Origin of the sequence: Streptomyces coffeae (genome assembly GCF_016741875.1) — a bacterium.
GTDB lineage: Bacteria > Actinomycetota > Actinomycetes > Streptomycetales > Streptomycetaceae > Streptomyces > Streptomyces coffeae.
Genome location: NZ_JAERRF010000004.1, coordinates 125,309 through 150,703, shown reverse-complemented (window position 1 = coordinate 150,703; position 25,395 = coordinate 125,309). Strand labels below are relative to the sequence as shown.

The window sequence follows — 25,395 nt, the reverse complement described above, 5'->3', positions numbered from 1 at the left end:
ACGTCGTGCGGCGCGGCCTGGGGACACCTCCCAGCGGTGGCTGGGGGTACGCGGCCCCGGCCCGCCACCTCCGATCCTCCCACGTCTACGGGGGCGCCCGGGGCTCCGGTCCAGCTGGCGGACCGTAGCGTCGGATGGCAGCGGGTCAGCGGGAGCGCGCCGCCAGCGCGGCCTCGCCCGCCGCGCGCATCGCGGCCAGCGGCGCCGGGGTCCGTCGGGTCATCTGCTCGACCTGGAGAACCGCTTGGTGCACCAGCAGGTCGAGACCCCCGACGACCGCGCCGCCGCGCGCCGACCAGGCGGCGGCGAGCGGGGTCGGCCAGGGGTCGTAGAGCACGTCGAAGAGCGCGCCGGGGCGGTCCGGGACGGACCCGGCGAGCGCGTCGGTGGTGCCCGCCGGGGTGGTGGCGATCACCAGGGGTGCGTCGAAGGCCGTGGCCGCGTCGGCCCAGTCCGCCGTACGCACCGCCACCCCGAGCCGCTCGCCCCACTGCCGCATCTCGGCCGCACGGGCCTCGCTGCGGACGTACGCGGTGACCTCGCCGTCGCAGATCCGGGCGAGCGCGGCCAGCGCCGAGGAGGCGGTGGCTCCGGCGCCCAGCACCGCGGCGCGCTCCACTCGCTCCACACCGCGTTCACGCAGGGCGGCCAGCATGCCCGGGATGTCTGTGTTGTCCCCGACCCGTTCGCCGTCGGCGGTGAAGACCACCGTGTTGACGGCCTCCACCGACGCCGCGGTGTCGCTGATCCGGTCCAGCAGCGGAATGACGGCACGCTTGAGCGGCATGGTCAGGGAGAGCCCGGCCCACGCGGGCCCCTCCTCCGCGCCGAGCCGCGCGAAGAAGCCCGGCAGCGCGGCCTCGTCCACCTCGAAGCGGTCGTAGACCCAGCCGTCCAGGCCCAGTTCGCGGTAGGCGGCCCGATGCAGCACCGGTGACAGGGAGTGGGCGATGGGCGAACCGAGTACCGCGGCTCTGCGGTTTTCCGACATCTTTCCTCAGCCGTTGTTCGTGCGCTGCCTGTTGAACTTGTCGACCCACCGCTGGTGTTCGGCGTAGGTCTTGGAGAACTGGCTGGTCTTGCCGTCGAGCGAGATGAAGTAGTACCAGCCGTCGTCGGTCGGGTTCATGGCCGCCTTGAGCGCGTCCTCGCCCGGGTTGCCGATCGGGCCGGGCGTCAGACCGGCGTAGAAGTACGTGTTGTACGGGTTGTTGTACTTCTTGATCTCGTTGATCGGGATGTCGATCTTGCTCTGGTTCTTGATGTAGTTGTACGTGGAGTCGAACTCCAGCTTGCCGTTGGTCTCGGTGTTGCCTGGTTTCAGCCGGTTGTAGACCACTTCGGACATCTTGCGGAAGTCGCTGTGGGTGATGCCCTCCGCCTGCACCAGGCTGGCCACGGTGATCAGTTGGAGCGGCGACTTCAGACCCAGCTCCTTCGCCTTGCCCTCCAGGTCCTGCTTGGCGTAGTTCTGCCTGGCCAGGGTGACCATCTTGCGCAGGACGTCCTCAGGCTCGGCACCCTTGCCCACGCTGTAGCGGGACGGGTAGAGGAATCCTTCCAGCGGATCCTTGATCTTGGCGTTGTCGTTGGCCCAGGAGGGCAGGCCGAGGTTCTTGGCTTCCTTCTTGGCGATACGCGCGGTGGTACCGGACTTGAGGCCGATCTTCTTGTCCATGGCCGCGTAGACCATGGCGTTGCGCATGCCCTCGGTGACCATCAGCGCGTTGCTGGCCGACCCGTCGGTCATCATCTTGACCACGGACGCGCCGGACATCTCCTTGCGCAGGGTGTACGTACCGGGCTGGATGACCTTGCCACTGTCATCCACCGCCTTCACAAAGGCCCGGCTGCTCTTGACCACACCCTTGGTGGTGAGGATGTCGCCGATCGCGGCGCCGCCCGAGCCCTCGGGGATCTCGACGGTGACCGAGCCGGTGCCCGCGCCGGAGTAGTCCGGCGCCGGGCCGAAGCGGGTCTGCCAGTAGTCGTAGGCGAAGTAGCCGCCTCCGCCGACCACACCCACCAGGGCGACGCTGACGAACAGACAGGCCACACCGCTGCGGCGTTTGGCGGGTTTGCCCGATCCGCCCTTCTTGCCGCGCCGCTCGTCGCCCTCGGTCTCCTCATCCTCCACGTCGTCGGAGGGGATCCGGCCACGGCTGCCCTTGCCGTCCTGGAAGAACGGGTGGTCATCCGCGCGCCCGGCGGGCTCTTCGGCGGCGAACTCGTCCGCGGCGGGCTCCTGTGGCACCCGCGGCATCTGCTGCGTCTGCGGGGCCTGCTGCCGCATCCGCGGCATCGCCTGCGTCTGCGGCGCTGCCTGCGGGACCTGCTGCTGATAGCCGTCCTGGGCGTAGTGGTCGCCCGGTGCCGGAGCGCCCTGGCCCCTGCCGTACGGATCGGCGGGCCGGGCGTACGGGTCATGCGGGTCCTGGCCGCCGCCGTAGCCGCCGTCCCAGCCGCCGCCCTGGTACGGCTGCCCCTGACCCTGCGTGTGCGGATAGCCGTTGCCCTGGCCGTTCCACTGCGGCTGCTGCTGGAACTGCTGCGGGTCCCGCGCGTATCCCTGGGGATCGTGCTGGTGCCCGTAAGGATCCTGCCCGTAGGGGTCGTGGCCGTAGGGGTCGTGACCGTAGCCGCCGTACGGATCCTGGGCGTAAGGGTCCTGGGAGTGGGGATCCTGACCCGTAACCGCCTGGTGTCCCCATCCCTGGTCCCCGTAGAGCGGGTCCTCGGGATGCCACGGTTGGGAGCCGGATCCCCGGCCGTACTCAGTCATCGAACCCCTAGCGACGGTGGTGGCGGCCACGGTGGGTGCTCGTGGCACTGCTTGCGGCTGCCATGTCGCGCGGAACGTTACCGTATCGCGATCAGATGACCACTTCGACGACCTCACCCGGAGGCCGTCCCGAGGTACGCTCCGCCTCCAGCGCGCTTTGCAGGATGACCACGGCCGCTGCCTGGTCAACCACCGAACGGCCCTTCTTGGCCGTCACACCGGACGCGCGCAGCCCCTGGGACGCTGTGACCGTGGTCATACGCTCGTCGATCAGCCGCACCGAAACGGGTTGCACCCGCCGTGCCAATTCCCGCGCGAAGGTGCGTACCTTGGCCGCGGCCGGCCCCTCGCGTCCGCTGAGCGAACGCGGCAGGCCGACCACCACCTCGATGGGTTCGTACTCCTCGACGATCGCCACCAGCCGCTTGTGGGCAGCCGGGATGTCCCGCCCCGGCACGGTCTCCACGGGTGTGGCGAGGATCCCGTCGGGGTCGCACGAGGCGACCCCGATCCGGGCGTCCCCGACGTCGATGGCGATCCGTCTGCCGCGTCGCACCGCGGTCAGGCCGCTTCCGCGACAAGCCGCTCGACGGCCTCGATGGCCTCGGCGACGGCGTCCGGGTTCTGGCCACCGCCCTGGGCGACGTCCGGCTTGCCGCCGCCTCCGCCGCCGAGCGTCTTGGCCGCGGCGCGGACCAGGTCACCGGCCTTGAGACCGCGCTCACGGGCGGCCTCGTTGGTGGCGATGACGGTCAGCGGACGGCCACCCGCCACCGTGAACAGGGCGGTGACGGCCGGGCGGTCGCCTGGGATACGTCCACGGACGTCCAGCACCAGCTTGCGCAGATCGTCGGCGGAGGTGCCGTCCGGCACCTGGGCGGCGACCAGGGCCACGCCCCGGACGTCCTTGGCGCCCGCGGCGAGACCGGCGGCGGCCTGGAGCACCTTCTCGGCGCGGAACCGCTCGATCTCCTTCTCGGCCTCCTTGAGCTTGCTGAGCATGCCGGAGATCTTCTCCGGGAGCTCCTCCGGGCGGCCCTTGACCAGCTCGGTCAGCCGGGAGACGACCGTGTGCTCACGGGCGAGGAAGTTGTAGGCGTCCACGCCCACCAGGGCCTCGACCCGGCGCACCCCGGAGCCGATGGAGGACTCGCCGAGCAGCTTCACCAGACCCAGCTGGGCGGTGTTGTGCACATGCGTGCCACCGCACAGCTCCTTGGAGAAGTCTCCGATGGTCACCACGCGCACCCGGTCGCCGTACTTCTCGCCGAACTCGGCGATGGCGCCCTGCTTCTTGGCCTCGTCCATGCTCATCACCTCGGCGGTGACGTCCAGTTCGCGGGAGAGGACCTCGTTGATCTTCTGCTCGACATCGGTGAGCACCGTGCCGGGCACGGCGGCCGGCGAGCCGAAGTCGAAGCGGAAGCGGCCCGGCGAGTTCTCCGAACCGGCCTGGGCGGCGGTCGGGCCGAGGGCGTCGCGCAGCGCCTGGTGGGTGAGGTGGGTGGCGCTGTGGGCGCGGGCGATGGCGCGCCGGCGGGTGACGTCGATCTGGGCGTAGGCGCCGGAGCCGACCGTCACCTCACCAACCTGGACGACGCCCTTGTGCACGCTGACACCGGGCACCGGCTGCTGGACGTCCCGCACCTCGACCACGGCGCCGGAGTCCAGCTTGATCCGGCCCATGTCGGCGAGCTGGCCGCCGCCCTCGGCGTAGAAGGGGGTGCGGTCCAGGACGACCTCGACCTCGTCGCCCTCGGAGGCGGCGGGCGAGGACACCCCGTCGACCAGCAGTCCGACGACGGTGGACTCGCCCTCGGTGTCGCCGTAGCCGGTGAAGACGGTGGAACCGGAGGTGTCGGCCACCTCGCGGTAGGCGGACATATCGGCGTGGCCGGTCTTCTTGGCCTTGGCGTCGGCCTTGGCGCGCTCCCGCTGCTCCTTCATCAGGCGGCGGAAACCGTCCTCATCCACGCTCAGGCCCTGTTCGGCGGCCATCTCGAGGGTGAGGTCGATCGGGAAGCCCCAGGTGTCGTGGAGCAGGAACGCCTTGTCGCCGGGGAGGACGCTGCCACCGGCGGCCTTGGTGTCGCTGACGGCGGTGTCCAGGATGTTGGTACCGGCCTTCAGCGTCTTGAGGAAGGCCGCCTCCTCGGCGAGGGCGACGGTCTCGATGCGCTTGCGGTCGGTGAGCAGCTCCGGGTACTGCTGGCCCATCGTCTTCAGGACAACATCGACCAGCTCGCCGACGACCGGTCCGGTGGCGCCGAGGATGCGCATATTGCGGATGGCGCGGCGCATGATGCGGCGCAGCACATAGCCGCGACCCTCGTTACCGGGGGTGACGCCGTCGCCGATGAGCATGACGGAGGTGCGCATGTGGTCGGCGACCACGCGCAGCGAGACATCGCTGTCGTGGGCGGCGCCGTAGGCGACTCCGGTCAGCTCGGTGGCCTTGTCCATGACCACGCGCAGGGTGTCGGTCTCGTACATGTTGTGCACGCCCTGGAGGATCATGGCGAGCCGCTCGAGGCCGAGACCGGTGTCGATGTTCTTGGAGGGGAGCTCACCGAGGATCGGGAAGTTCTCCTTGCCCTCGCCCGGACCACGCTCGTACTGCATGAAGACCAGGTTCCAGATCTCCACGTAGCGCTCGTCGTTGACGGCCGGGCCGCCCTCCTCGCCGAACTCCGGACCGCGGTCGTAGTTGATCTCGGAGCAGGGGCCGCAGGGGCCGGGAACGCCCATGGACCAGTAGTTGGGGCCCATGCCCAGGCGCTGGATGCGCTCGGCGGGGATGCCGATGACATCGCGCCAGATGCGCTCGGCCTCGTCGTCCTGCTCGTAGACGGTGATCCACAGCCGCTCGGGGTCCAGACCGTAGCCGCCGTCCTCGACGGAGGCGGTCAGCAGCTCCCAGGCGTAGCGGATGGCACCTTCTTTGAAGTAGTCGCCGAAGGAGAAGTTGCCGCACATCTGGAAGAAGGTGCCGTGCCGGGTGGTCTTGCCGACCTCTTCGATGTCCGGGGTGCGGACGCACTTCTGCACGCTGACGGCCCGGTCGAAGGGCGGCTTGACCTCGCCGAGGAAGTACGGCTTGAAAGGGACCATGCCCGCGGGAACCAGGAGCAGCGTCGGGTCGTCCGCGATGAGCGACGCCGACGGCACGACGGTGTGCCCGCGCTCTTCGAAGAAGCGCAGCCAGCGGCGGCGGATTTCAGCCGACTCCATCAGTGGTCCTCATTTCCGGCGGGTGTGTGGTGGTGGGGGTGGGTGAGCTGGGCGCGGCTGCGCTGGGCGGGCAGCTGCCGGATGTCGTCGGCGGGTGCCGCGGTCAGGCCGAGCGCATCCTTGAGTGCCGCCTCGCGGTCGGCCATGCCCTCCCGCACGTCGAGCGCGAAGACCTTGATCCGCCGGCCCGCGAGCACCGCCCGGTCGGCGGCCTGCGCCGCCAGGCTCTCCGGGGTGAGCTGGTTGAGCTTGCGGTTGACCTTGGTGGTGGCCCATACGCCGGCGGCGACGCCGGTGGTGAACCAGAACGTGCGGCGGAACATCCGGTCTGTCAGCCCTTCGATCCACGGTTGCGGCGGCCGCCCCAGCGGGCGGACGGCAGGGTCTTGCCGACGACGACGGTGCGCGCGGGCCGCTCGTCCGGGCGCCCCTTGCGGCCGATCGCGCGGCGTACGCCGTAGCCGAACGCGGCCACCTTGACCAGCGGTCCGCCGAAGGCGGTGGAGACGGTCGAGGAGAGCGCGGAGGCGTTGGAGGTGACCTCCTGGACATCGGCCGCGATCGAGTCCACCCGCGCGAGCTGGGTATGGGCCGAACGGACGGTCGCGGACGCCTCACTGAGCAGCGGTACGGCCTGCTCGGTGACCTCGTCCACCAGCCTGGTGGTCGCCTTGAGCGTCTGCGCGAGCCTCACCAGCGCGAAGGCGAGGAAGGACACGAGGATCGCCCAGAAGACGGCCACGAGGATCCCGGCCACCTCTCCACCGGACACGTTGCACCGCTCCCCTGCTGCCACTCGTCGTCGGTCGTCGTCGTATCGGTTGTCCGTCGCCCGCCGCTCTCGGGCGGTCATCCGGGCGCGGGCGGCAGGTATCGACCTTATCGCGCCGCGCGGGCCCGGCTGAAACGCATTACGGTCCCGCGCTCGCGGCCGGACGGGACCGGACCGGGCAGGCGGGACCAAACAGCCCGCGGGCCCCCGTCGACCGGTGTCGAGGGAACCCGCGGGCCGGGTGAGTACGTGGTGTCCGCTTGATCAGCGGGCGTAGTACTCGACGACGAGCTGCTCGTCGCAGATCACCGGGATCTCCTTGCGGTTGGGGTCCCGGTCCAGACGGAAGGCGAGCGCCTTCAGGTTGACCTGGAGGTAGCGCGGGGTCTCGCCGTCGGGGGCGTAGCCGCCCTCACGGGCCACCTGGAAGGGGTGCTTCTCGCGGCTGCGCTCGCGGACCATCACCACGTCGTCCGGGCGGACGCGGAAGGACGGCTTGTCGACCTTGCGGCCGTTGACGTCGATGTGACCGTGGACCACCATCTGGCGGGCCTGGTAGATCGTGCGGGCGATACCGCTCCGCAGGACGAGCGCGTCCAGACGGCGCTCAAGCTCGACGATCAGGGCTTCGCCCGTCTTGCCTTCGACCTTCCGAGCGCGGTCGTAGGCACGGGCCATCTGGCGCTCACTGATGTCGTACTGAGCGCGCAGACGCTGCTTCTCCAGCAGACGGACCTTGTAGTCACTGGTCTGCTTGCGGCCACGGCCGTGCTCGCCCGGCGGGTACGGGCGGGCCTCGAAGTACTTGACGGCCTTCGGGGTCAGCGCGATGCCGAGCGCTCGCGACTTCTTGACCTTGGGACGCGACTGGTTCACGTGGAACGAACCTCCATGTACGTTAGGTTAGCCTTACCTTAGCCGAGGAGGACGCATGTTTCGACCTGGGATCCCCCTGCCCAGCACTGCTCAGAGCGCCGAGAAGGGTCAGCCGCGTCCCATGGACGGCGCTCTGCGGCCGACGGCGGCCGAGCGCATACGTACTCTCGTGGATGCCAAGGCTACGGCGTCTTTGACAATTCCTGGAATCGAGGCCCCGGACGATCTTGGAGCGCATGAACCGGCGGCCCGTACAGTGGCCCCCGATGGGGACGTGCTGCTGCTGGTCCCCGGCGGCTCCCCCGCGGCCCGCGCCGCCGCCTACGCCCAGCACGACGACCTGGCCTGCGTGATGGAGATCACGGACGTCGCCCCCGTCGCGATGCCCCACCGGATCCGCGGCCGCGCCTGGATCTCCGGCTGGCTCACCCCGGTACGCAACGGCGAGCGGGCGGCCGGGGCGGCACTGATGGCCGAACGTCACCCGGTCGGGGAACTGCTCGGGCTGCGGGAGGCACTGCTGCCCGACTCCGGCAACGGCCCCTCCCCGCGGACGTCCTGGGCGCTGCTGCGGCTGGAGGTCGCCGAGGCGTGTGTGGACGACTTGTGGGGCGCCGACGACGTCGAGCCGGAGGAGTTCGCGGTCGCCGACCCCGATCCGCTGGCCCCTCACGAGGCCGATCTGCTCCAGCATCTGCACGCGGCTCACAGCGACCAGGTGCGCGGGCTGTGCACACTGCTCGGCGACCGCTCGTCGCCGGCCTGCACCCACGGGGCGGCGATCCCGGTGGCCCTGGACCGCTTCGGGCTGCGGGTCCGCTTCACCGACGGCTCGGGCCGGCCCTTCGACGCGCGATTCGACTTCCCCGAGCCGGTGGGCACTGTGTCCGAGCTGCGGCGGGCGATGCACCTGCTGTTCGACGCCGCGGCCGAAGCAACCTGAGCCGAATGAACCTGACGGGAGGAGCGCCCGGGGCCTACGACCCGTCCGGTGCGGGGGGCGCGTCGCCGCGCAGCCGGGCGCGCACGCGCTCGACCACATCGGCATAACGCGCCTCCGCCCCGTAACGCGTCGGCTCGTAGTACCGCTTGCCGTGGATCTTGTCGGGGGCGTACTGCTGCGCGGCGATCCCGCCCGGGAGGTCGTGCGGATAGAGATAGCCCTGGGCGTGCCCCAGCTTCTCGGCGCCCTTGTAGTGACCGTCGCGCAGATGCGGCGGCACCGGCCCGGCCAGCCCCGCCCGCACATCCGCCAGCGCCGCGCCGATCGCCGTGGTGGCCGCGTTGGACTTGGGCGCGAGGGCCAGCGCGATGGTGGCGTGGCTGAGGGTGAGCGCGGCCTCGGGGAACCCGATCAGCGCGACCGCCTGCGCCGCGGCCACCGCGGTGGGCAGTGCGGTGGGATCGGCGAGACCGATGTCCTCGCTCGCCGAGATCATCAGCCGCCGGGCGATGAACCGCGGGTCCTCCCCCGCCTCGATCATCCGCGCCAGATAGTGCAGCGCCGCGTCCACGTCCGAGCCGCGGATGGACTTGATGAGCGCGCTCGCCACGTCGTAATGCTGATCGCCCGCGCGGTCGTACTTCACCGCGGCGCGGTCGACCGCCTCCTCCAGCGTGGTCAGCGTGATCTCGGCCTCGCCCTTGGCTATCGCCGAGCCCGCCCCCGCCTCCAGCGCGGTCAGCGCGCGCCGGGCGTCACCGCCCGCGATCCGCAGCAGATGCGCCTCGGCCTCCTCGGGCAGGGTGACCGCGCCGCCGAGCCCGCGCTCGTCGGCCAGCGCCCGGCTCACCAGCCCGCGCAGATCGTCGTCGGTCAGCGGCTCGAGAGTGAGCAGCAGCGAACGGGACAGCAGCGGGGAGATCACCGAGAAGTACGGATTCTCGGTGGTGGCCGCGATCAGCGTCACCCAGCGGTTCTCTACGGCGGGCAGCAGTGAGTCCTGCTGGGCCTTGCTGAAGCGGTGGATCTCGTCGAGGAAGAGCACCGTCTCCCGGCCGTACGCCCCGGAGGAACGGCGCGCCCCGTCGATGACGGCCCGCACCTCCTTGACCCCCGCGGTGATCGCCGACAGCTCCACAAAGCGCTTCTGGGTGGCCTGGCTGACCACATACGCCAGCGTCGTCTTGCCGATGCCCGGCGGCCCCCACAGCAGCACCGACGACGGTCCGGCCGGTCCCCCATTGCCCTCGCCGACCAGCCTCCGCAGCGGAGAGCCGGGCCGCAGCAGATGCTGCTGCCCCACGACCTCGTCCAGCGTGCGCGGGCGCATGCGCACCGCCAGCGGACTGCCGGCGGGGTCCTTCTCCTGGCGTTCCTCAGCGGCGGCGGTGAACAGGTCTGGCTCCACGCGGGAAGCCTATGACACCCCACTGACAGGGCTTGCCCTTTCTGGGGGCTCGGTTCGCCTCCGGGGCGCCAAAGCCCCTTCGGCTCACTCGCCGCTGGACCCCGGTACCGCTCAACGAGCGGCACCCTCAGCCCTGGGCGCCGGTCCAGAAGTCCCACCAGCGGGTGAGGACCATCATGCCGATGATCCCAACCCACAGCACCGGCACCACCCAGTGGAACTCCAGCAGTCCGCGCTTGAGCCCCTCGGGCGCCGGAAGGTAGCCATGCTTGATGTTGTAGCCGGTGACGTAGCAGAACATCACGATGGTGACGACCCAGGCCAGGCAGCACCACAGGCACAGCGAGCCGATGACGTACAGCGACTGGTACTGGAGCCAGGTGCAGAACGCGACGCCGAACAGCGTGCCCGCGTTGAAGGTGAGCCAGTACCAGCGCGGGAAGCGGGCCCCGGCCAGCAGGGACATGCCCACGCAGATGACGATCCCGTAGGCGACGAGCCCCAGCATCGGGTTCGGGAAGCCGAAGGCCTGGGCCTGGTCGCTCTCCATGATGTTGCCGCAGGAGACGATGGGATTGAGGCTGCAACCGGGGGTGAAGGTCTTCCCCTCGGCCTTGGCCTCGAGGATCTTGTTCTTGTCGATCGTGATGACCCAGGCGGCGAGCAGCCCCAGCGCTCCGGTGATCACGAGCAGCAGGGAGAAGGCGCGACCGCCTCCCGTCCCGGTCCGCACGCTCTTCCGTGCCTCGCCGGACTCCACGTCGTCCATCACTGTCGTCGCCATATCCCCGTCCGTCGCTCTCCACAGAGTCCAGAGTGTCCAGCCCCGTCGGGCACGGCCATTGTGCCGCACCGGGCATCGCCGTACGGCCCGGTTACCACAGCTCGGCCATCATCGCGTGTCCCCCGTTCGACGGACATAAGGTCGGCCGCCCGGTCGTCCCGGGAAGCCGCCCGGGGCACCAGTCTCGTGACCATGACACATCAAGCGGTACGGGTCCGCGGACTCCGCAAGAGATACGGCGCGATCACCGCGCTGGACGGCGTTGACCTGGACATCCAGCAGGGCGAGGTGTTCGGGATCCTGGGTCCCAACGGGGCGGGCAAGAGCACGACGGTGGAGATCCTCCAGGGCCATCGGGACCGGGATACGGGAGACGTCAACGTGCTGGGCCAGGACCCCGGCTCTGCGGGACGGGACTGGCGTTCCCGGATCGGCATTGTTTGGCAGGATGAATCGGCCCCCGCCGAGTTGACGGTGGAGGAGACGGTGCACCATTTCGCCCGTTACTACCCCCGGCCACGCGACCCCGACGAGGTCATCGCGCTGGTCGGGCTGGAGGCCAAGGTACGCAGCCGGGTCAAGGCGCTGTCGGGCGGCCAGCGGCGGCGGCTGGATGTGGCCCTCGGGGTGATCGGCGATCCGGAGCTGCTGCTCCTGGACGAGCCGACGACCGGTTTCGACCCGGTGGCGCGGCGTCAGTTCTGGGAGCTCATCCGGAAGTTGGCCGCAGAGGGCACCACGATCGTGCTGACCACGCACTATCTGGAGGAGGCGGAGGAGCTGGCGGACCGCCTCGCGGTCATCGCCGCGGGCCGGGTGGCCGCCGAGGGCACCCCCGCCGAACTCCGCGACCGGTACGGATCGTTGGCGACGGTCCACTGGACCGATCCCGGGACCGGGCCATGCAGCGAGGAGACCGCCACCCCGACCCGTACCGTCGCCGCGCTGATGCGCCGCTTCGACGGCGAGATACCGGGGCTGCGGATCGCCCGCCCCACCCTGGAGGACGTCTATCTGCGGCTCAGCGGCCAGTTCGGCGGCACGGCGGCGGACGAGGAGAACGCGCGATGACCACGCTCCGTACCCGCGGCACCGCCGCGTCCCGCCCGCTGCCCGGCGCCTGGAGCGTCGGACTGCACCGCGGCGCCATCGAGCTGCGGCAGTTCTTCCGCCAGCGCGAACAGGTGGTCTTCACCTTCGCCTTTCCCGTCGTCATCCTGGCCCTGTTCGCCTCGATCTTCAGCGACGATGTGAAGGGCGCGGGCGTCACCGCCTCACAGCTCTATGTGGCGGCCATGATCGCCGCGGGCGTGATGTCGACGAGCTTCCAGTCGCTGGGCGTCTCCATCGCGGTCGAACGCGACGAGAAGGTGCTGCGGCGCTTGCGCGGCACCCCGATGCCCCCGGCCGCGTACTTCCTCGGCAAGCTGTGGCTGGTGCTGGTCACCGGGATCGTGGAGACCGGCCTGCTGCTGCTCGTCGGGGCGACCCTGTTCGATCTGGATCTGCCCACGAGCGCGGAGAAATGGCTGACGTTCGGCTGGGTCTTCGCCCTCGGGCTGACCGGCTGTGCGCTGCTGGGCATCGCCGTCAGCAGTGTGCCGCGCTCGGGCAAGAGCGCCACCTCGGTGGTCGTCCTGCCGTTCCTGGTACTCCAGTTCATCTCCGGTGTCTACATCTCCTTCGACACCCTGCCGGACTGGATGCTCAATGTGGGCGCCCTCTTCCCGCTGAAGTGGATGTGCCAGGGGTTCCGCGGGGTCTTCCTGCCCGAATCGGCCGCGGTGCTGGAGCAGACGGGCTCCTGGGAGTACGGGCGGATCGCGCTGGTGCTGGGCGCCTGGTGCGTCGGAGGATTGGTGCTGTGCCTGCTCACGTTCCGCTGGAAGAGCCGCCGCGACGGATGACCGGTCCCCGCGCCCCCGATGTGTACTCCCGCGTCCAGCATCGCTGGGACGCCTATTACGCGATCGTGTACGTGGCGACCCTGCTGTTCATCGTGTTCGGGTCCGATCCGGGTCCCGGCGCCCGCGCGGCCGCGGCGGCGCTCTTCGCCGCGGGCGCGCCCTGGTACGTGCTGGTCGGCCGGCGGGTTCTGCTGGACGCGGAGGAGGACCAGCGCCGCGGGATCCTCTATCTCGTGGGGCTCGCCGTGTTCTTCCTGCTGCCCTCGGCGTTCGTCGGAGAGACCCGGATCGCCCTGTTCGCGCTGGCGCCGCAGTGCTTCATCCTGCTGCGGCTGCGCTGGGCGCTGACCGCCGTGGCCTCCCTCAACGTCCTGCCGGTGGCGGCCTGGGCGCTGGTGCGCCGACCCGATGCGCACGAGCTGTTCCTCAACTCGCTGTTCGCCGTGGTCACCCTGGCGTTCTCGGCGGTCCTCGGCAGCTGGATCATCATGGTCCTCGACCAGAGCAGGGAACGTGCCGCGCTCATCGCCGAGCTGGAGGCGAGCCGGGAGGAGGTGGCGCGGCTGTCCGCGGCGCACGGCGCCCTCGCGGAGCGGGAGCGGCTGTCCCGGGAGATCCACGACACCCTCGCCCAGGGCTTCACCAGTCTGCTGATGCTGGTTCAGGCCGTGGAGTCGGAGGTCGAGCGCGATGTGCCACTGGCCCGCCGTCATCTGGATCTGATGGCCCGTACCGCGCGCGAGAACCTGGCCGAGGCGCGCGCCCTGGTCGCCGGGGCGGGCCCGGCCGGACTGGACGGCAGCTCGCTGCCCGACGCGGTGCGGCGGCTGGCCGCGCGGCACGAGGAGGAGACGGGCGCCCCCGCCCGCGTCGAGGTGTCGGGGTCGGTCCGTCCGCTGTCCGCCGGGGTGGAGGTGGTGGCGCTGCGCTCCTGCCAGGAGGCGCTGGCCAACGTCCGTCGGCACGCCGGTCCCCGCGCCACGGTCGCGCTGGAGCTGGACTACGGCGAGGAGGTGCTGCGGGTGCGGATCCGGGACACCGGGCGCGGCTTCGACCCGGCGGTCCCGCACGGCGGATACGGCCTCGCGGGACTGCGCGCCCGCGCCCGGGAGGCGGGCGGCACGGCCGAGGTGCGGGGCGTGCCGGGCGAGGGCACGACGGTGGCGGTCGAACTGCCGGTGCGGGCGCCCGCACCGGCGCCGGTACGGAAGGGAAGCAGACGGTGATCCGGATACTGATCGCGGACGACCACCCGGTGGTGCGGGAGGGGCTGCGCGGGATGCTCAGCGCCGAACCCGGTCTGGAGGTCGTGGGCGAGGCGGCCAGCGGGCCGCGCGCGGAGGCGCTCAGCGCCTCGCTGCTGCCCGATGTGGTGCTGATGGACCTGCGGATGCCGGACGGCGACGGGGTGGACTCGATCGCCCGGATGACCGCGGCCGGACTGCCCTGCCGGGTGATCGTCCTGACCACGTACGAGACGGACGGCGACATCCTGCGCGCGGTGGAGGCCGGGGCGGCGGGCTATCTGCTCAAGGACATGCCCCGTGCCGAACTGGCCGAGGCGATCCGCTCGGCCGCCCGTGGGGAGACGGTGCTGGCCCCGTCCGTCGCCGCCCGGCTGGTGGACCGGCTCCGGGACCGGCCCGAGCGGCCCCGGCTGTCGGAGCGCGAGACGGCCGTGCTGCGGCTGGTCGCCGAGGGCTGTACCAACGCGGAGATCGGCCGTCGGCTGTACATCGGCGAGTCCACGGTGAAGACGCATCTTCTGCGGTCCTTCACCAAGCTCGGCGTGGACGACCGTACGGCCGCGGTCACCAGCGCGATGCGGCTGGGGCTGCTGTGAGCACCATGCCCCGTCACACGCACCATGGGTGACGGGGCACGGTCAGCGGTCACGCGAGTTTGGTGCGGAGGGTGGGGACGACCTTGTCGAGGGGGACCGGGGTCTGCTCGCCGGACTCCATGTCCTTGAGCTGGACCACGCCCTCGGCGAAGTCGCGCTCACCGGCGACGATCGCGTAGCGGGCGCCGCTGCGGTTGGCGGCCTTCATGGCGGCCTTGAGACCCTTGCCGCCATAGGCGAAGTCCGTGGCGATGCCCGCCGCGCGGAGCTCGGCCACCACACCGAAGAGGATCTTCCGGGCCTCCTCGCCGAGCGGCACCGCGAAGACGCTGGTGGCCTCGGGCAGATCCAGTGCGATGCCCTCGGCCTCCAGGGCCAGCACCGTGCGGTCCACGCCGAGCGCCCAGCCGACCGAGGGCAGCGCGGGGCCGCCGATCATCTCGGAGAGGCCGTCGTAGCGGCCGCCGCCGCCGACCGCGGACTGCGAGCCGAGGCCGTCGTGGACGAACTCGAAGGTGGTGCGGGTGTAGTAGTCCAGACCACGGACCAGCTTGGGGTCGTCCTCGAAGGTCACGCCCTGCGCACTGATCAGCTCGCGCACCTCGGCGTGGTAGGCGCGGCACGCGTCGCACAGGTGGTCGCGCAGCAGGGGGACGCCGGTCAGCTGCTTCTGGACGGCGTCGCGCTTGTCGTCCAGCACCCGCAGCGGGTTGATCTCGATCCGGCTGCGGGTGTCCTCGTCGAGGTCCAGGCCACGCAGAAACTCCTGGAGGGCGGCCCGGTAGACGGGGCGGCACTCGGAGTCGCCCAGCGAGTTCAGCAGGATGCGGAAGTTGCGCAGTCCCAGCGAGCGGTAGGCGTCGTGGGCCAGCAGGATCAGCTCGGCGTCGAGCGCCGGGTCCTCGGCGCCGATCGCCTCGGCGCCGACCTGGGAGAAGTGGCGGTAACGGCCCTTCTGCGGGCGCTCGTAGCGGTAGTACGAGCCCGAGTACCAGAGCTTGACCGGCAGGGATCCGGCCTTGTGCAGATTGGCCTCCAGGGCGGCGCGCAGTACCGAGGCGGTGCCCTCGGGGCGCAGCGCGAGCTGGTCGCCGCCCTTGGTGGTGAGGGTGTACATCTCCTTGGTCACGATGTCGGTGGACTCTCCGACACCGCGCGCGAAGAGCTCCACGTTCTCGAAACCGGGGGTCTCGACATAGCCGTAGCCGGACCGCCGCAGCGGAGCCGCGATGGCCTCGCGAACCGCGAGATAGGTCGCGGAGACCGGCGGAATCAGGTCATACGTGCCCCGAGGGGCCTTGAAGGTGCTCACGGTACGTCTCTCGTCACATTCCTCGTCGCGGAGCCGGCTCCTGGGTGCCGCCTCCGAGGCCGGCGGCCACCTCCCGCAGAAAGGGGTTGGTGGCGCGCTCGCGGCCGATGCTGGTCTGGGGGCCGTGGCCGGACAGCACCACGGTCGAGTCGTCGAGCGGCAGGACCACACGGGCCAGCGACTCGAGGATCTCGGCGTGGTCGCCGCCGGGCAGATCGGTGCGTCCGATGGAGCCGGCGAACAGCAGGTCGCCCGAGAAGAAGACGGACGGGATGTCCGCCTGCTCGGGCATCCGGAAGGTCACCGACCCCTTGGTATGGCCCGGCGCATGCGCGACGGTCAGCTCCAGTCCGGCCAGCTTCAGCTCGGCGCCGTCGGCCAGTTCCTTGACGTCGTCCGGTTCGCCCACGGTCAGCTCGCCCAGCAGCGGCAGTCCGATGGAGCGGCCGAGGGCCTTCTCGGGGTCGCTCATCATGAAGCGGTCCGCCGGGTGGATCCAGGCCGGTACGTCATGGGCGCCGCAGACCGGGACCACCGAGGCGACGTGGTCGAGGTGGCCGTGGGTGAGGACGACGGCGACGGGCTTGAGCCGATGCTTGGCGACCGCCTCCTCGACTCCTTGGGCCGCCTGATGGCCCGGGTCGATGATCACGCACTCCTCGCCGGCGGCGGGGGCGACCAGGTAGCAGTTGGTCCCCCAGGCCCCGGCGGGGAACCCGGCAATGAGCACGATCGTCCTTAAGAGTCGTCCGGCAGAAGAATGTCGGCAGCTCCAGAGCCTACCGGCGGCGGCCCCGGCACAGCTAACCCGTATACGGTACGGCCGAGCGATCAGTCATGAGACCGACGGCATACGCCATGAGGAGACGACCCGGTGGTCAGTAACGAGCAGCGGCGGCGGCAACTCGCCCGGGAGAAGTACCTTCGGCAGCAGGCCCGGCGCCAGCAGGCCCGGGACAAGGCGCGCCGCCGCAACACGGTGATCGCCTCGACGCTGGCCGTGGTGCTGGCGGCGGGCGGTGCGGTGGCGACCGTGGGCGCGCTGTCCGGGGGCGGCGACGACAAGAAGGACGACTCCGCCGCGACGCCGCCCACGCCAGGGCCGACGAAGAAGGCGCCGGACCCCTGCGCCGCGGAGGCGAAGAAGGTCAAGGGCGAGAAGCCGAAGAAGATGACCTGGAAGAAGGAGCCCGAGGTCACCATCGACAAGGCGGCCTCGTACACCATGAAGCTGGAGACGACCTGTGGGGACATCCCCATCGACCTGAAGGCGGACAAGGCGCCGCACACGGTCAACTCCTTCAACTTCCTGGCGAAGAAGGGCTACTTCGACCACACGAAGTGTCACCGGCTGACCAACCAGAACATCTATGTGCTCCAGTGCGGCGATCCGCAGGGCACCGGCGGCGGCGACCCGGGCTACACCATCCCGGACGAGAACCTGAAGGACCCCTCGCTCAAGGGGAGCGTCTACCCGGCGGGCACGGTCGCGATGGCCAACCAGTACAACGCCCAGACCAAGCAGGGCCGGGACAGCGGCGGCAGCCAGTTCTTCCTCGTCTACCAGGACAGCCAGCTGCCGCCGGACTACACCCCCTTCGGCACGGTCAGCAAGGACGGGATGAAGGTCCTGAAGAAGATCAGCAAGGCGGGTGCCGCCCCGCCGGACCAGATGGGGAACACCGCCCCGAACGCCACCGTGAAGATCAACAAGGCGACGGTCACCTCGTCCTGAGGCCCCTGACGTGCGTACTGCGAAATTTCGGTCGCGCAGGATACGGACAGCCGGGGCACCGTTCGCCTATGTTGGCGTTGTGTAGGGTGCCCGTCCCGATGGCTGCCACCCTGCTGTGAGACCGGCCAGGGCGTTTCCCTGCCGGAAGAAACTGTGGACGATGCCGGCGGGCTGCGCGCCCGCCCCGGCATCATGTGGAGGAGGCGCTGTGAGCAGCGAGCCTTGGGGCCGCGTCGACGAGGCGGGGACCGTGTACGTGCGTACGGCCGACGGCGAGCAGGTCGTCGGGTCGTGGCAGGCGGGATCTCCGGACGAGGCCCTCGCCTACTTCGAGCGCAAGTACGACGGCCTGGTCGTCGAGATCGGCCTCCTCGAGCGCCGGGTGAAGACCACCGATCTGTCCGCCAAGGACGCGACGACCGCCCTGGAGCACATCCGGCAGCAGGTCGACGAGCACCATGTGGTCGGGGATCTGGAGGCGCTCAAGAAGCGGCTCGACAAGCTCGCCGAGGACGTCGAGAAGCGCCGTGAGCAGCGCAAGGCGGCCAAGGCCCACCAGACCGAGGAGGCCCGCAGGTCCAAGGAGACCCTGGTCGCCGAGGCCGAGGAGCTGGCCGCCAGCGAGCAGTGGCGGGCCGCCGGGGAGCGGCTGCGCGCCCTGGTCGACACCTGGAAGGGCCTGCCGCGGCTCGACCGCAAGACCGACGACGAGCTGTGGCACCGCTTCTCGCACGCCCGCTCGGCCTTCTCCAAGCGGCGCAAGGCGCACTTCGCGGCGCTGGACGCGCAGCGCGAGGAGGCCCGGCAGACCAAGGAGAAGCTGGTCGCCGAGGCCGAGGCGCTGTCCGGCTCCACCGACTGGGGGCCCACGGCCGCCCGGTACCGCGAGCTGATGACGGACTGGAAGGCCGCGGGCCGTGCGCAGCGCGAGGCCGAGGACGACCTGTGGAACCGCTTCCGCGGCGCGCAGGACATCTTCTTCCAGGCCCGTGGCGAGGTCTTCGCCGAGCGCGACGCCGAGCAGCGGGAGAATCTGACCCGCAAGGAGGAGCTGGTCGTCGAGGCGGAGAAGCTGCTGCCGATCTCCGATCTGAAGGCGGCCCGCGCGGCCTTCCGGTCGGTCAACGAGCGGTGGGAGTCCATCGGCCATGTGCCGCGGGACTCCCGGGCGCGGATCGAGGGACGGCTGCACGCGGTCGAGCGCGCCATCCAGGACGCCGAGGACGTGGAGTGGCGGCGGACCAACCCCGAGGCGCGGGCGCGTGCCGAGGGGCTGACCGGCCAGCTCCAGGACGCGGTGGACAAGCTGCGCCGGCAGATCGACGCGGCCCGCGCGGCGGGGAACAACGCCAAGGCCGACAAGCTGGCCAAGGAGCTGGAGGGGCGGCAGGCCCTGCTGGACCAGGCGTTGAAGGGCCTGGAGGAGTTCGGCGGCTGACGAGCCCCCTATCCGCGACTACGGCGGCCCCGGTGATCCGGGGCCGCCGTTGTCGGTGCTGTACGCCGTCTGTGGGCCCGGACTCAGCGCTGGCGGGCCGAGGTGACCCGGTACACGTCGTAGACGCCCTCGACGCCGCGCACGGCCTTCAGGACGTGCCCCAGATGCTTGGGGTCGCCCATCTCGAAGGTGAAGCGCGAGGTGGCCACCCGGTCACGGGAGGTCTGCACGGCCGCGGACAGGATGTTGACGTGCTGGTCGGACAGGACGCGGGTGACGTCCGACAGCAGCCGGGACCGGTCCAGCGCCTCGACCTGGATGGCGACCAGGAAGACCGACGACTGGGTGGGTGCCCATTCGACGTCGAGGATGCGCTCGGGCTGCTGGGAGAGCGAGTCCACGTTGACGCAGTCGGCGCGGTGCACCGAGACGCCGCTGCCGCGGGTGACGAAGCCGATGATGGGGTCGCCCGGCACCGGCGTACAGCAGCGGGCCAGCTTGACCCAGACGTCCTCGACACCCTTGACCACCACACCGGGGTCGGCGCTGGAGCGGCGCTTGGAGCGGCGGATGGGCGGGGCGGTCTCGGCGATGTCCTCGTTGGCGGCCTCCTCGCCGCCGAGGGCCTGGACCAGCTTGTTGACCACGTTCTGCGCGGAGACATGGCTCTCGCCGATGGCCGCGTAGAGCGAGGAGATGTCGGGGTAGCGCATCTCATGGGCCAGGGTGACCAGGGAGTCACCGGTGAGGATGCGCTGGATGGGCAGGTTCTGCTTGCGCATGGCCCGGACGATCGCGTCCTTGCCCTGCTCGATCGCCTCGTCGCGGCGCTCCTTGGAGAACCAGGCGCGGATCTTGTTACGGGCGCGTGGGGACTTCACAAAGCCCAGCCAGTCGCGGGAGGGCCCGGCGCCGGCCGCCTTGGAGGTGAAGACCTCGACGAGATCGCCGTTGTCGAGGGTGGACTCCAGCGGCACCAGACGGCCGTTGACCCGGGCTCCGATGGTGCGGTGGCCGACCTCGGTGTGCACGGCGTAGGCGAAGTCCACCGGGGTGGCTCCGGCCGGAAGCGCTATGACATCGCCCTTGGGCGTGAAGACGAAGACCTCGTTGCGGGAGAGGTCGAAGCGCAGGGACTCCAGGAACTCGCCGGGGTCCTCGGTCTCCTTCTGCCAGTCCAGGAGCTGCCGCAGCCACGCCATGTCGTTGATGGCGTCGTCCTTGCCGTGCTTGCGGGGCACGTCGGTGCGCACCTTGGAGGCGCCCGCGACGGCCTCCTGCTTGTACTTCCAGTGCGCGGCGATGCCGTATTCGGCGCGGCGGTGCATGTCGAAGGTGCGGATCTGGAGCTCGACCGGCTTGCCGCTGGGCCCGATGACCGTCGTATGCAGCGACTGGTACATGTTGAACTTGGGCATCGCGATGTAGTCCTTGAACCGCCCGGGCACCGGGTTCCACCGTGCGTGGATGGTCCCGAGCGCCGCGTAGCAGTCGCGGACGGTGTCGACGAGGACACGAATGCCCACCAGGTCGTAGATCTCGGCGAAGTCGCGGCCGCGCACGATCATCTTCTGGTAGACGGAGTAGTAGTGCTTGGGCCGCCCGGTGACGGTGGCCTTGATGCGCGCGGCCCGCAGATCGCCCTGGACCTGGTCGGTGACGACGGCCAGATACTCGTCGCGCTTGGGCGCCCGCTCCGCGACCAGCCGCACGATCTCGTCGTACATCTTGGGGTAGAGGATCGCGAAGGCGAGGTCCTCCAGCTCCCACTTGATGGTGTTCATGCCCAGGCGGTGGGCGAGCGGGGCGTAGATCTCCAGCGTCTCGCGGGCCTTCTTCTCCTGCTTCTCCCGCTTGAGGTAGCGCATGGTGCGCATGTTGTGCAGCCGGTCGGCCAGCTTGATGACCAGGACCCGGGGGTCCTTGGCCATGGCGACGACCATCTTGCGCACCGTCTCGGCCTGGGCCGCCTCGCCGAACTTGACCTTGTCCAGCTTGGTGACGCCGTCGACGAGCAGGGCGACCTGGTCGCCGAAGTCCCGGCGCAGGGTGTCCAAGCCGTACTCGGTGTCCTCGACGGTGTCGTGCAGCAGCCCGGCCATCAACGTGGCCGGATCCATACCCAGCTCGGCGAGGATCGTGGTGACCGCGAGCGGGTGGGTGATGTACGGATCGCCGCTCTTGCGCTTCTGGCCGCGGTGCCAGCGCTCGGCCACCTGGTACGCGCGCTCGATCTGGCGCAGCGTCCCGGCGTCGGCCTTGGGGTCGTTGCCGCGGACGATGCGCAGCAGGGGCTCCAGCACCGGGTTGTACGGACTGGAGCGCTGGACGCCGAGGCGGGCCAGCCGGGCCCGGACGCGGTTGGAGGAGCCCGAGCGGGGCGCGGGGCCGGGCGCCGGACGGGCTGCGGTGGACGGCAGACCGTTCCCACGGCTCGCGGCGGGCCGCGGGCTCTTCTGCTCGGTGCCGCTCACGGCCGGGCTGTCACCGCTGTTCCGGGGCGTGCCGGAGGCCGCCGTCGGCTCGGCGGCGGTGGGTGCGTCCGGCTTCGCGGAGCGGGATTCTCCCGGACGGACGGTGGGCGAGAGCGGCTGGGCCTCGTCTGGCAAGAGCACTCCTCAAGCGGTCCGGACCTCAAGAGGTCGGGTTGCCATGGTATCGATCCCGCCACTCCGCTTGCCTGTCGGTCGGGTGGACCAGGCGGTGCCGGGCATGACGGAGGGCGAGGACCCGGAATGATCGCAGGTCCCCGCCCTCCGGCGGCGGTATCGGGCCGATACCGCTCAGATGGTGATGAGAGCCTCCAGCGGGGCGCTGTCGAGCGAGCCCAGCAGTCGGCTGCGGCCCTGGAGGAAGCCGAGCTCCAGCAGGACGGCGACCCCGGCGACCTGGGCGCCGGCCCGCCGGATCAGCTGGAGGGACGCCTCGGCGGTGCCGCCGGTGGCCAGCACGTCGTCGATGACCAGGACCCGGTCGCCCGGGGCGAGTGCGTCGGCGTGTATCTCGATCTCCGCGGTGCCGTACTCCAGGTCGTACGCCTGGCCCAGGGTCGCTCCGGGGAGCTTCCCGGCCTTGCGCACGGGGACGAAGCCGATTCCCGCGCGGACGGCGGCCGGGGCGCCGAGGATGAAGCCCCGCGCCTCCAGGCCCACGACCTTGTCCGCCCGGTGCCGGGCGGCCAGCGTGGCCAGCGCGTCGGTCAGCGCGGTGAACGCGGCGGGGTCCGCCAGCAGCGGGGTGATGTCCTTGAACATCACGCCCGGCTTCGGATAGTCCGGCACGTCCTGGATCCGGCTGAGCAGCAGTCCGCGCAGCTCCTCGGCGGCGTGGCCGCCGAATCCGTCCGCGCCGCCCGGCTCACCGGTCGCGGCGCTCGTCGTCCCGGCGCTCATCGGCGCTTGCCCGACGGTCGGCCGCGGCCCCGGTTGCGCGAGGCGGGCTGGCGGCGCTGGCCGACGAGCCCGGCGGGAGCCGCCGCGGCGTCCTCGAGGTCCGGACCATCATCGCCCTCTTCTGCCGACCGGTCGCCGGTGGCCTCGGCCTTGGCGGCCGCGGCGCGCTTGGCGCGCACCCGCTTGGCCAGTGCCTTCATCCGCGGGTCGCGCTCCTTCAGATCGGCGACGAGCGGAGTGGCGATGAAGATCGAGGAGTAGGCACCGGCGGCCAGGCCGACGAACAGCGACAGCGAGATGTCGTTGAGCATGCCCGCACCGAGCAGACCGCCACCGATGAACAGCAGCGCGCCGACCGGCAGCAGCGCCACGACCGTGGTGTTGATGGACCGCACCAGGGTCGAGTTGAGGCTGCGGTTGGCGACCTCGCTGTAGGTGAAGCGGTTCTGTTTGGTGAGGTCCTTCGACGCTTCCTTGAGGCCGTCGAAGACCACGACGGTGTCGTAGAGCGAATAACCGAGGATCGTGAGCAGACCGATCACGGTACCGGGGGTGACTTCGAAGCCGACCAGCGCGTAGATCCCGACGGTGATGGTGATGTCGTGGATCAGCGCGATCAGGGCGGCCACGGCCATCCGCCATTCGAAGGCGATGGCGAGATAGATCACCACCAGCACCATGAAGATCGCCAGACCCTGCCATGCCTTGCTGGCGATCTGCTCGCCCCAGCTCGGGCCGACCAGCTGGGTGTCGATCTTGTTGCTCGAGACGTCGAGCTTCTTGGCCAGCGCCTCCTGGACCGGCAGCGCCTCCTTGGTGCCCATCTCGCTGATCTGGATCCGCAGGCCCCCGCGGCCGAGCTCCTGGACGACCACGGTGTGGTCGTCGGCCGCCTGCTCGGCGGTGTGGCGGATCTCGGAGGTCGAGACGCTGGTGTTGGGCGTCGTGAAGACGGCGCCGCCGGAGAACTCGATGCCCATGTTGAGGCCGCGCACCGCCAGGCCGACGATGGCCGTGATGGTGATCAGTATCGAGACGGCGTACCAGATCTTGCGCTTGCCGACGAAGTCGTAACCGACGTCGCCTCGGTAGAGCCTGGCGCCGAGAGTGCCGAGTCGCGACATCTCACGCCTCCTTCGTGTCGGCGGGGGCGGCGGAACGGCGCCGGCGCAGGGGCGGTTTGGCTCCCAGGCGCTCGGGGTCCAGACCGGACCACCGGTGGCCGTTACCGAAGAACGGGCGGCGGGCGAGGATCGACATCAGCGGCTTGGTGAACAGGAACACCACCGCGACGTCGAGCAGCGTGGTCAGACCCAGGGTGAAGGCGAAGCCCTGCACCTTGCCGACGGTGACGATGTAGAGCACCGCGGCGGCCAGGAACGACACGAAGTCGGAGACCAGGATGGTGCGCCGGGCCCGCGGCCAGCCGCGCTCGACGGCGGGACGCAGCGAGCGGCCCTCCCGGATCTCGTCACGGATGCGTTCGAAGTAAACGATGAACGAGTCCGCGGTGATACCGATGGCCACGATCGCGCCGCAGACGGCCGGGAGGTTCAGCGCGAAGCCGATACCGGGGCCGAGCAGCACCATGATCGTGTACGTGAGGATCGCGGAGACCCCGAGGCTGGCCATGGCCACCAGGGCCAGACCGCGGTAGTAGATGACCAGGTAGAGCACGACCAGGGCCATACCGATGGCACCGGCGATCAGGCCCGCCTGGAGCTGCTCACCGCCGAGGGCGGCGGAGACGGTGGTCTCGTCCGCGATGTCGAAGGACAGCGGCAGCGCACCGTAGGACAGGACGTTGGCCAGGTCCTCGGAGCTCTGCTGGGTGAAGCCGCCGGAGATGGTGGCGCGGCCACCGGTGATCGCCGTGTCGACCGAGGGGGCGGAGACGACCTCGCCGTCGAGGGTGATCGCGAAGCGGTTCTGCGGGTCCTGCTTGGCCGCCAGCTCGCCGGTCACATCGGCGAACTTCTTGGCGCCCTTGTTGTTGAAGTCGAGCTGCACGATCCAGCCCGAGGCGTTCTGGCTCTCGAAGACGGACGAGGCGTCGTCGACATCGGTGCCCTCCACCTTGGAGGGGCCCAGCACGTACTTGGCGTCGCCCTTCTGGCCACAGGCGATGATGGAGTCGCTGGGCTTGGCGTTGGCCGCCTTCTCGGCCGCCGCGGCACGGCCCTTCTTGGTGGTGCAGTCCAGCGCGGCGAAGTCCTTGGCCAGGTCGTTCTGGTTGTCCGGGGCCGAGGGCTTCTTGGTCTGGCCACCCTTGGGGGTCTCCGACGAGCCGGGCGTCGGCGTCTTGTCCGCCTTCAGCGCGCCCGGGACGGCACGACCCTGGGTGCTGGCGCTCGCGGACGGAGAGCCCGAGGGCTGACCGCTCTTCTCGCCCTGCTTGCCCTTGTCACCCTTGCCGCTGGCGGTGGGGGTCGGGGTCGGGGTGGGCTCGGGGGTCTTCCCGCCGGAGGCGGTGGTGGTGGTCACCGGCCGGAAGTAGAGCTGGGCGGTGGTGCCGACCTGCTGCCGGGCCTGCTTCGCGTTCATCCCCTTGGGGATGTTCACGATGATGTGCTTGTCACCCTGCGTCTGGACCTCGGACTCGGTCACGCCCAGACCGTTGACACGCCGCTCGATGATGCTGACGGCGGTGTTCATGTTGTCCGTGTTGATCGCGTTGGGCTTGCCCGGCTGGTTCTTGGCCTCCAGCGTGAAGCTGGTGCCGCCCGCGAGGTCGATGCCCAGCCGCGGCGTGGTGTGACCGGAGATGAACATCCCCCCGGTGAGCGCCACGATGGCGATCAGGATCACGGCCAGGGCACGTCCGGGCCTGCCCTGTGACCCGGGTGACCTGCGGCCCTTCTTCGGTGCTGCCACCTTGTCGTATCTCCCTGTCCAACCGCCCCGCACCCGGGGTGCGCCAAGCGGCCACGAAGTCTTGTGGGGGACGGCCCCTGCGAGGCCCTAACCGTCCG

Annotated in this window: 22 protein-coding genes; 7 read left to right on the top strand and 15 right to left on the bottom strand. The window is 70.4% G+C overall.

Features of this window, described 5'->3' with window-relative positions; translation table 11 throughout:
• Window positions 1–145: 145 nt before the first annotated feature.
• The 7 genes from JK363_RS07775 to rpsD form a co-directional block, all read right to left on the bottom strand.
• Complete coding sequence (locus tag JK363_RS07775) at window positions 146–991, bottom strand: shikimate dehydrogenase (RefSeq protein ID WP_201873056.1); 846 nt, start codon at window positions 989–991, stop codon at window positions 146–148.
• Window positions 992–997: 6 nt separating this feature from the next.
• The gene (gene mltG / locus JK363_RS07770; protein ID WP_201873053.1) at window positions 998–2,782 is read right to left on the bottom strand and encodes an endolytic transglycosylase MltG; all 1,785 of its coding nucleotides are present in this window, start codon (window positions 2,780–2,782) and stop codon (window positions 998–1,000) included.
• A 91-nt stretch (window positions 2,783–2,873) separates the two neighbouring features.
• Entirely contained in the window at window positions 2,874–3,338 is a 465-nt protein-coding gene (gene ruvX / locus JK363_RS07765; protein ID WP_201873051.1) for a Holliday junction resolvase RuvX, read from the bottom strand.
• Between the two features lie 5 nt (window positions 3,339–3,343).
• Window positions 3,344–6,013 (bottom strand): alanine--tRNA ligase, encoded by a 2,670-nt coding sequence (gene alaS / locus JK363_RS07760; RefSeq protein WP_201873048.1) that lies wholly within the window; start codon window positions 6,011–6,013, stop codon window positions 3,344–3,346.
• Window positions 6,013–6,336 (bottom strand): DUF6167 family protein, encoded by a 324-nt coding sequence (locus JK363_RS07755; protein WP_201873047.1) that lies wholly within the window; start codon window positions 6,334–6,336, stop codon window positions 6,013–6,015. The genes alaS and JK363_RS07755 overlap by 1 nt, the downstream gene beginning before the upstream one ends.
• 8 nt (window positions 6,337–6,344) lie before the next feature.
• Entirely contained in the window at window positions 6,345–6,770 is a 426-nt protein-coding gene (locus tag JK363_RS07750; protein ID WP_201873711.1) for a DUF948 domain-containing protein, read from the bottom strand.
• Window positions 6,771–7,049: 279 nt separating this feature from the next.
• On the bottom strand, window positions 7,050–7,661 hold the full coding sequence (gene rpsD, locus JK363_RS07745) for a 30S ribosomal protein S4 (protein WP_201873045.1): 612 nt from the start codon (window positions 7,659–7,661) through the stop codon (window positions 7,050–7,052).
• Window positions 7,662–7,854: 193 nt separating this feature from the next.
• Here rpsD and JK363_RS07740 point away from each other — a divergent pair, with 193 nt between their 5' ends.
• The gene (locus JK363_RS07740; RefSeq protein ID WP_236075623.1) at window positions 7,855–8,604 is read left to right on the top strand and encodes a DUF2470 domain-containing protein; all 750 of its coding nucleotides are present in this window, start codon (window positions 7,855–7,857) and stop codon (window positions 8,602–8,604) included.
• A 34-nt stretch (window positions 8,605–8,638) separates the two neighbouring features.
• Here the strand turns inward: JK363_RS07740 and JK363_RS07735 are convergent, their stop codons facing one another.
• Both JK363_RS07735 and JK363_RS07730 read right to left on the bottom strand, forming a co-directional pair.
• Window positions 8,639–10,012, bottom strand: coding sequence for a replication-associated recombination protein A (locus tag JK363_RS07735; RefSeq protein WP_201873031.1), 1,374 nt, complete (start codon window positions 10,010–10,012; stop codon window positions 8,639–8,641).
• Window positions 10,013–10,139: 127 nt separating this feature from the next.
• Complete coding sequence (locus JK363_RS07730) at window positions 10,140–10,781, bottom strand: vitamin K epoxide reductase family protein (protein WP_372444732.1); 642 nt, start codon at window positions 10,779–10,781, stop codon at window positions 10,140–10,142.
• Between the two features lie 207 nt (window positions 10,782–10,988).
• On the opposite strand from JK363_RS07730, the gene JK363_RS07725 reads away from it, so the two are divergent.
• Genes JK363_RS07725 through JK363_RS07710 form a run of 4 tightly spaced genes read left to right on the top strand, consistent with a single transcriptional unit; the run spans window position 10,989 to window position 14,546 of the window.
• Entirely contained in the window at window positions 10,989–11,867 is an 879-nt protein-coding gene (locus JK363_RS07725; protein WP_201873027.1) for an ABC transporter ATP-binding protein, read from the top strand.
• On the top strand, window positions 11,864–12,703 hold the full coding sequence (locus tag JK363_RS07720; protein ID WP_201873025.1) for an ABC transporter permease: 840 nt from the start codon (window positions 11,864–11,866) through the stop codon (window positions 12,701–12,703). The genes JK363_RS07725 and JK363_RS07720 overlap by 4 nt, the downstream gene beginning before the upstream one ends.
• Window positions 12,700–13,929, top strand: a complete 1,230-nt coding sequence (locus tag JK363_RS07715) for a sensor histidine kinase (RefSeq protein ID WP_201873023.1) — start codon at window positions 12,700–12,702, stop codon at window positions 13,927–13,929. The genes JK363_RS07720 and JK363_RS07715 overlap by 4 nt, the downstream gene beginning before the upstream one ends.
• Window positions 13,926–14,546, top strand: a complete 621-nt coding sequence (locus JK363_RS07710) for a response regulator (protein WP_201873021.1) — start codon at window positions 13,926–13,928, stop codon at window positions 14,544–14,546. Before JK363_RS07715 ends, JK363_RS07710 begins: the two co-directional genes overlap by 4 nt.
• A gap of 49 nt (window positions 14,547–14,595) precedes the next feature.
• Here JK363_RS07710 and hisS read toward each other — a convergent pair whose 3' ends face one another.
• Complete coding sequence (gene hisS / locus JK363_RS07705; RefSeq protein ID WP_201873018.1) at window positions 14,596–15,858, bottom strand: histidine--tRNA ligase; 1,263 nt, start codon at window positions 15,856–15,858, stop codon at window positions 14,596–14,598.
• 13 nt (window positions 15,859–15,871) lie between these two features.
• The gene (locus JK363_RS07700; RefSeq protein ID WP_201873009.1) at window positions 15,872–16,588 is read right to left on the bottom strand and encodes an MBL fold metallo-hydrolase; all 717 of its coding nucleotides are present in this window, start codon (window positions 16,586–16,588) and stop codon (window positions 15,872–15,874) included.
• 144 nt (window positions 16,589–16,732) lie between these two features.
• On the opposite strand from JK363_RS07700, the gene JK363_RS07695 reads away from it, so the two are divergent.
• Both JK363_RS07695 and JK363_RS07690 read left to right on the top strand, forming a co-directional pair.
• Window positions 16,733–17,593 carry a peptidylprolyl isomerase gene (locus tag JK363_RS07695; protein WP_201873007.1) on the top strand — a complete coding sequence of 287 codons (861 nt, stop codon included), beginning with the start codon at window positions 16,733–16,735 and terminating at the stop codon, window positions 17,591–17,593.
• Window positions 17,594–17,801: 208 nt separating this feature from the next.
• Complete coding sequence (locus JK363_RS07690) at window positions 17,802–19,031, top strand: DUF349 domain-containing protein (protein WP_201873005.1); 1,230 nt, start codon at window positions 17,802–17,804, stop codon at window positions 19,029–19,031.
• A gap of 83 nt (window positions 19,032–19,114) precedes the next feature.
• Here JK363_RS07690 and JK363_RS07685 read toward each other — a convergent pair whose 3' ends face one another.
• The 4 genes from JK363_RS07685 to secD form a co-directional block, all read right to left on the bottom strand.
• Window positions 19,115–21,640, bottom strand: a complete 2,526-nt coding sequence (locus JK363_RS07685; RefSeq protein WP_201873003.1) for a RelA/SpoT family protein — start codon at window positions 21,638–21,640, stop codon at window positions 19,115–19,117.
• Window positions 21,641–21,814: 174 nt separating this feature from the next.
• Window positions 21,815–22,423 carry an adenine phosphoribosyltransferase gene (locus JK363_RS07680; RefSeq protein ID WP_201873001.1) on the bottom strand — a complete coding sequence of 203 codons (609 nt, stop codon included), beginning with the start codon at window positions 22,421–22,423 and terminating at the stop codon, window positions 21,815–21,817.
• Complete coding sequence (gene secF, locus JK363_RS07675) at window positions 22,420–23,547, bottom strand: protein translocase subunit SecF (protein ID WP_201872998.1); 1,128 nt, start codon at window positions 23,545–23,547, stop codon at window positions 22,420–22,422. Before secF ends, JK363_RS07680 begins: the two co-directional genes overlap by 4 nt.
• A gap of 1 nt (window position 23,548) precedes the next feature.
• Entirely contained in the window at window positions 23,549–25,297 is a 1,749-nt protein-coding gene (gene secD / locus JK363_RS07670) for a protein translocase subunit SecD (RefSeq protein WP_201872996.1), read from the bottom strand.
• Window positions 25,298–25,395 lie beyond the last annotated feature (98 nt).

Bases quoted from the DNA above. Each gene is read 5' to 3' on its own strand.
- alaS (WP_201873048.1), bottom strand. From the start codon at position 6,013: ATGGAGTCGGCTGAAATCCGCCGCCGCTGGCTGCGCTTCTTCGAAGAG.
- JK363_RS07775 (WP_201873056.1), bottom strand. From the start codon at position 991: ATGTCGGAAAACCGCAGAGCCGCGGTACTCGGTTCGCCCATCGCCCAC.
- JK363_RS07715 (WP_201873023.1), top strand. From the start codon at position 12,700: ATGACCGGTCCCCGCGCCCCCGATGTGTACTCCCGCGTCCAGCATCGC.
- JK363_RS07680 (WP_201873001.1), bottom strand. From the start codon at position 22,423: ATGAGCGCCGGGACGACGAGCGCCGCGACCGGTGAGCCGGGCGGCGCG.
- JK363_RS07755 (WP_201873047.1), bottom strand. From the start codon at position 6,336: ATGTTCCGCCGCACGTTCTGGTTCACCACCGGCGTCGCCGCCGGCGTA.
- secF (WP_201872998.1), bottom strand. From the start codon at position 23,547: ATGTCGCGACTCGGCACTCTCGGCGCCAGGCTCTACCGAGGCGACGTC.
- JK363_RS07725 (WP_201873027.1), top strand. From the start codon at position 10,989: ATGACACATCAAGCGGTACGGGTCCGCGGACTCCGCAAGAGATACGGC.
- mltG (WP_201873053.1), bottom strand. From the start codon at position 2,782: ATGACTGAGTACGGCCGGGGATCCGGCTCCCAACCGTGGCATCCCGAG.
- JK363_RS07730 (WP_372444732.1), bottom strand. From the start codon at position 10,781: ATGGACGACGTGGAGTCCGGCGAGGCACGGAAGAGCGTGCGGACCGGG.
- JK363_RS07720 (WP_201873025.1), top strand. From the start codon at position 11,864: ATGACCACGCTCCGTACCCGCGGCACCGCCGCGTCCCGCCCGCTGCCC.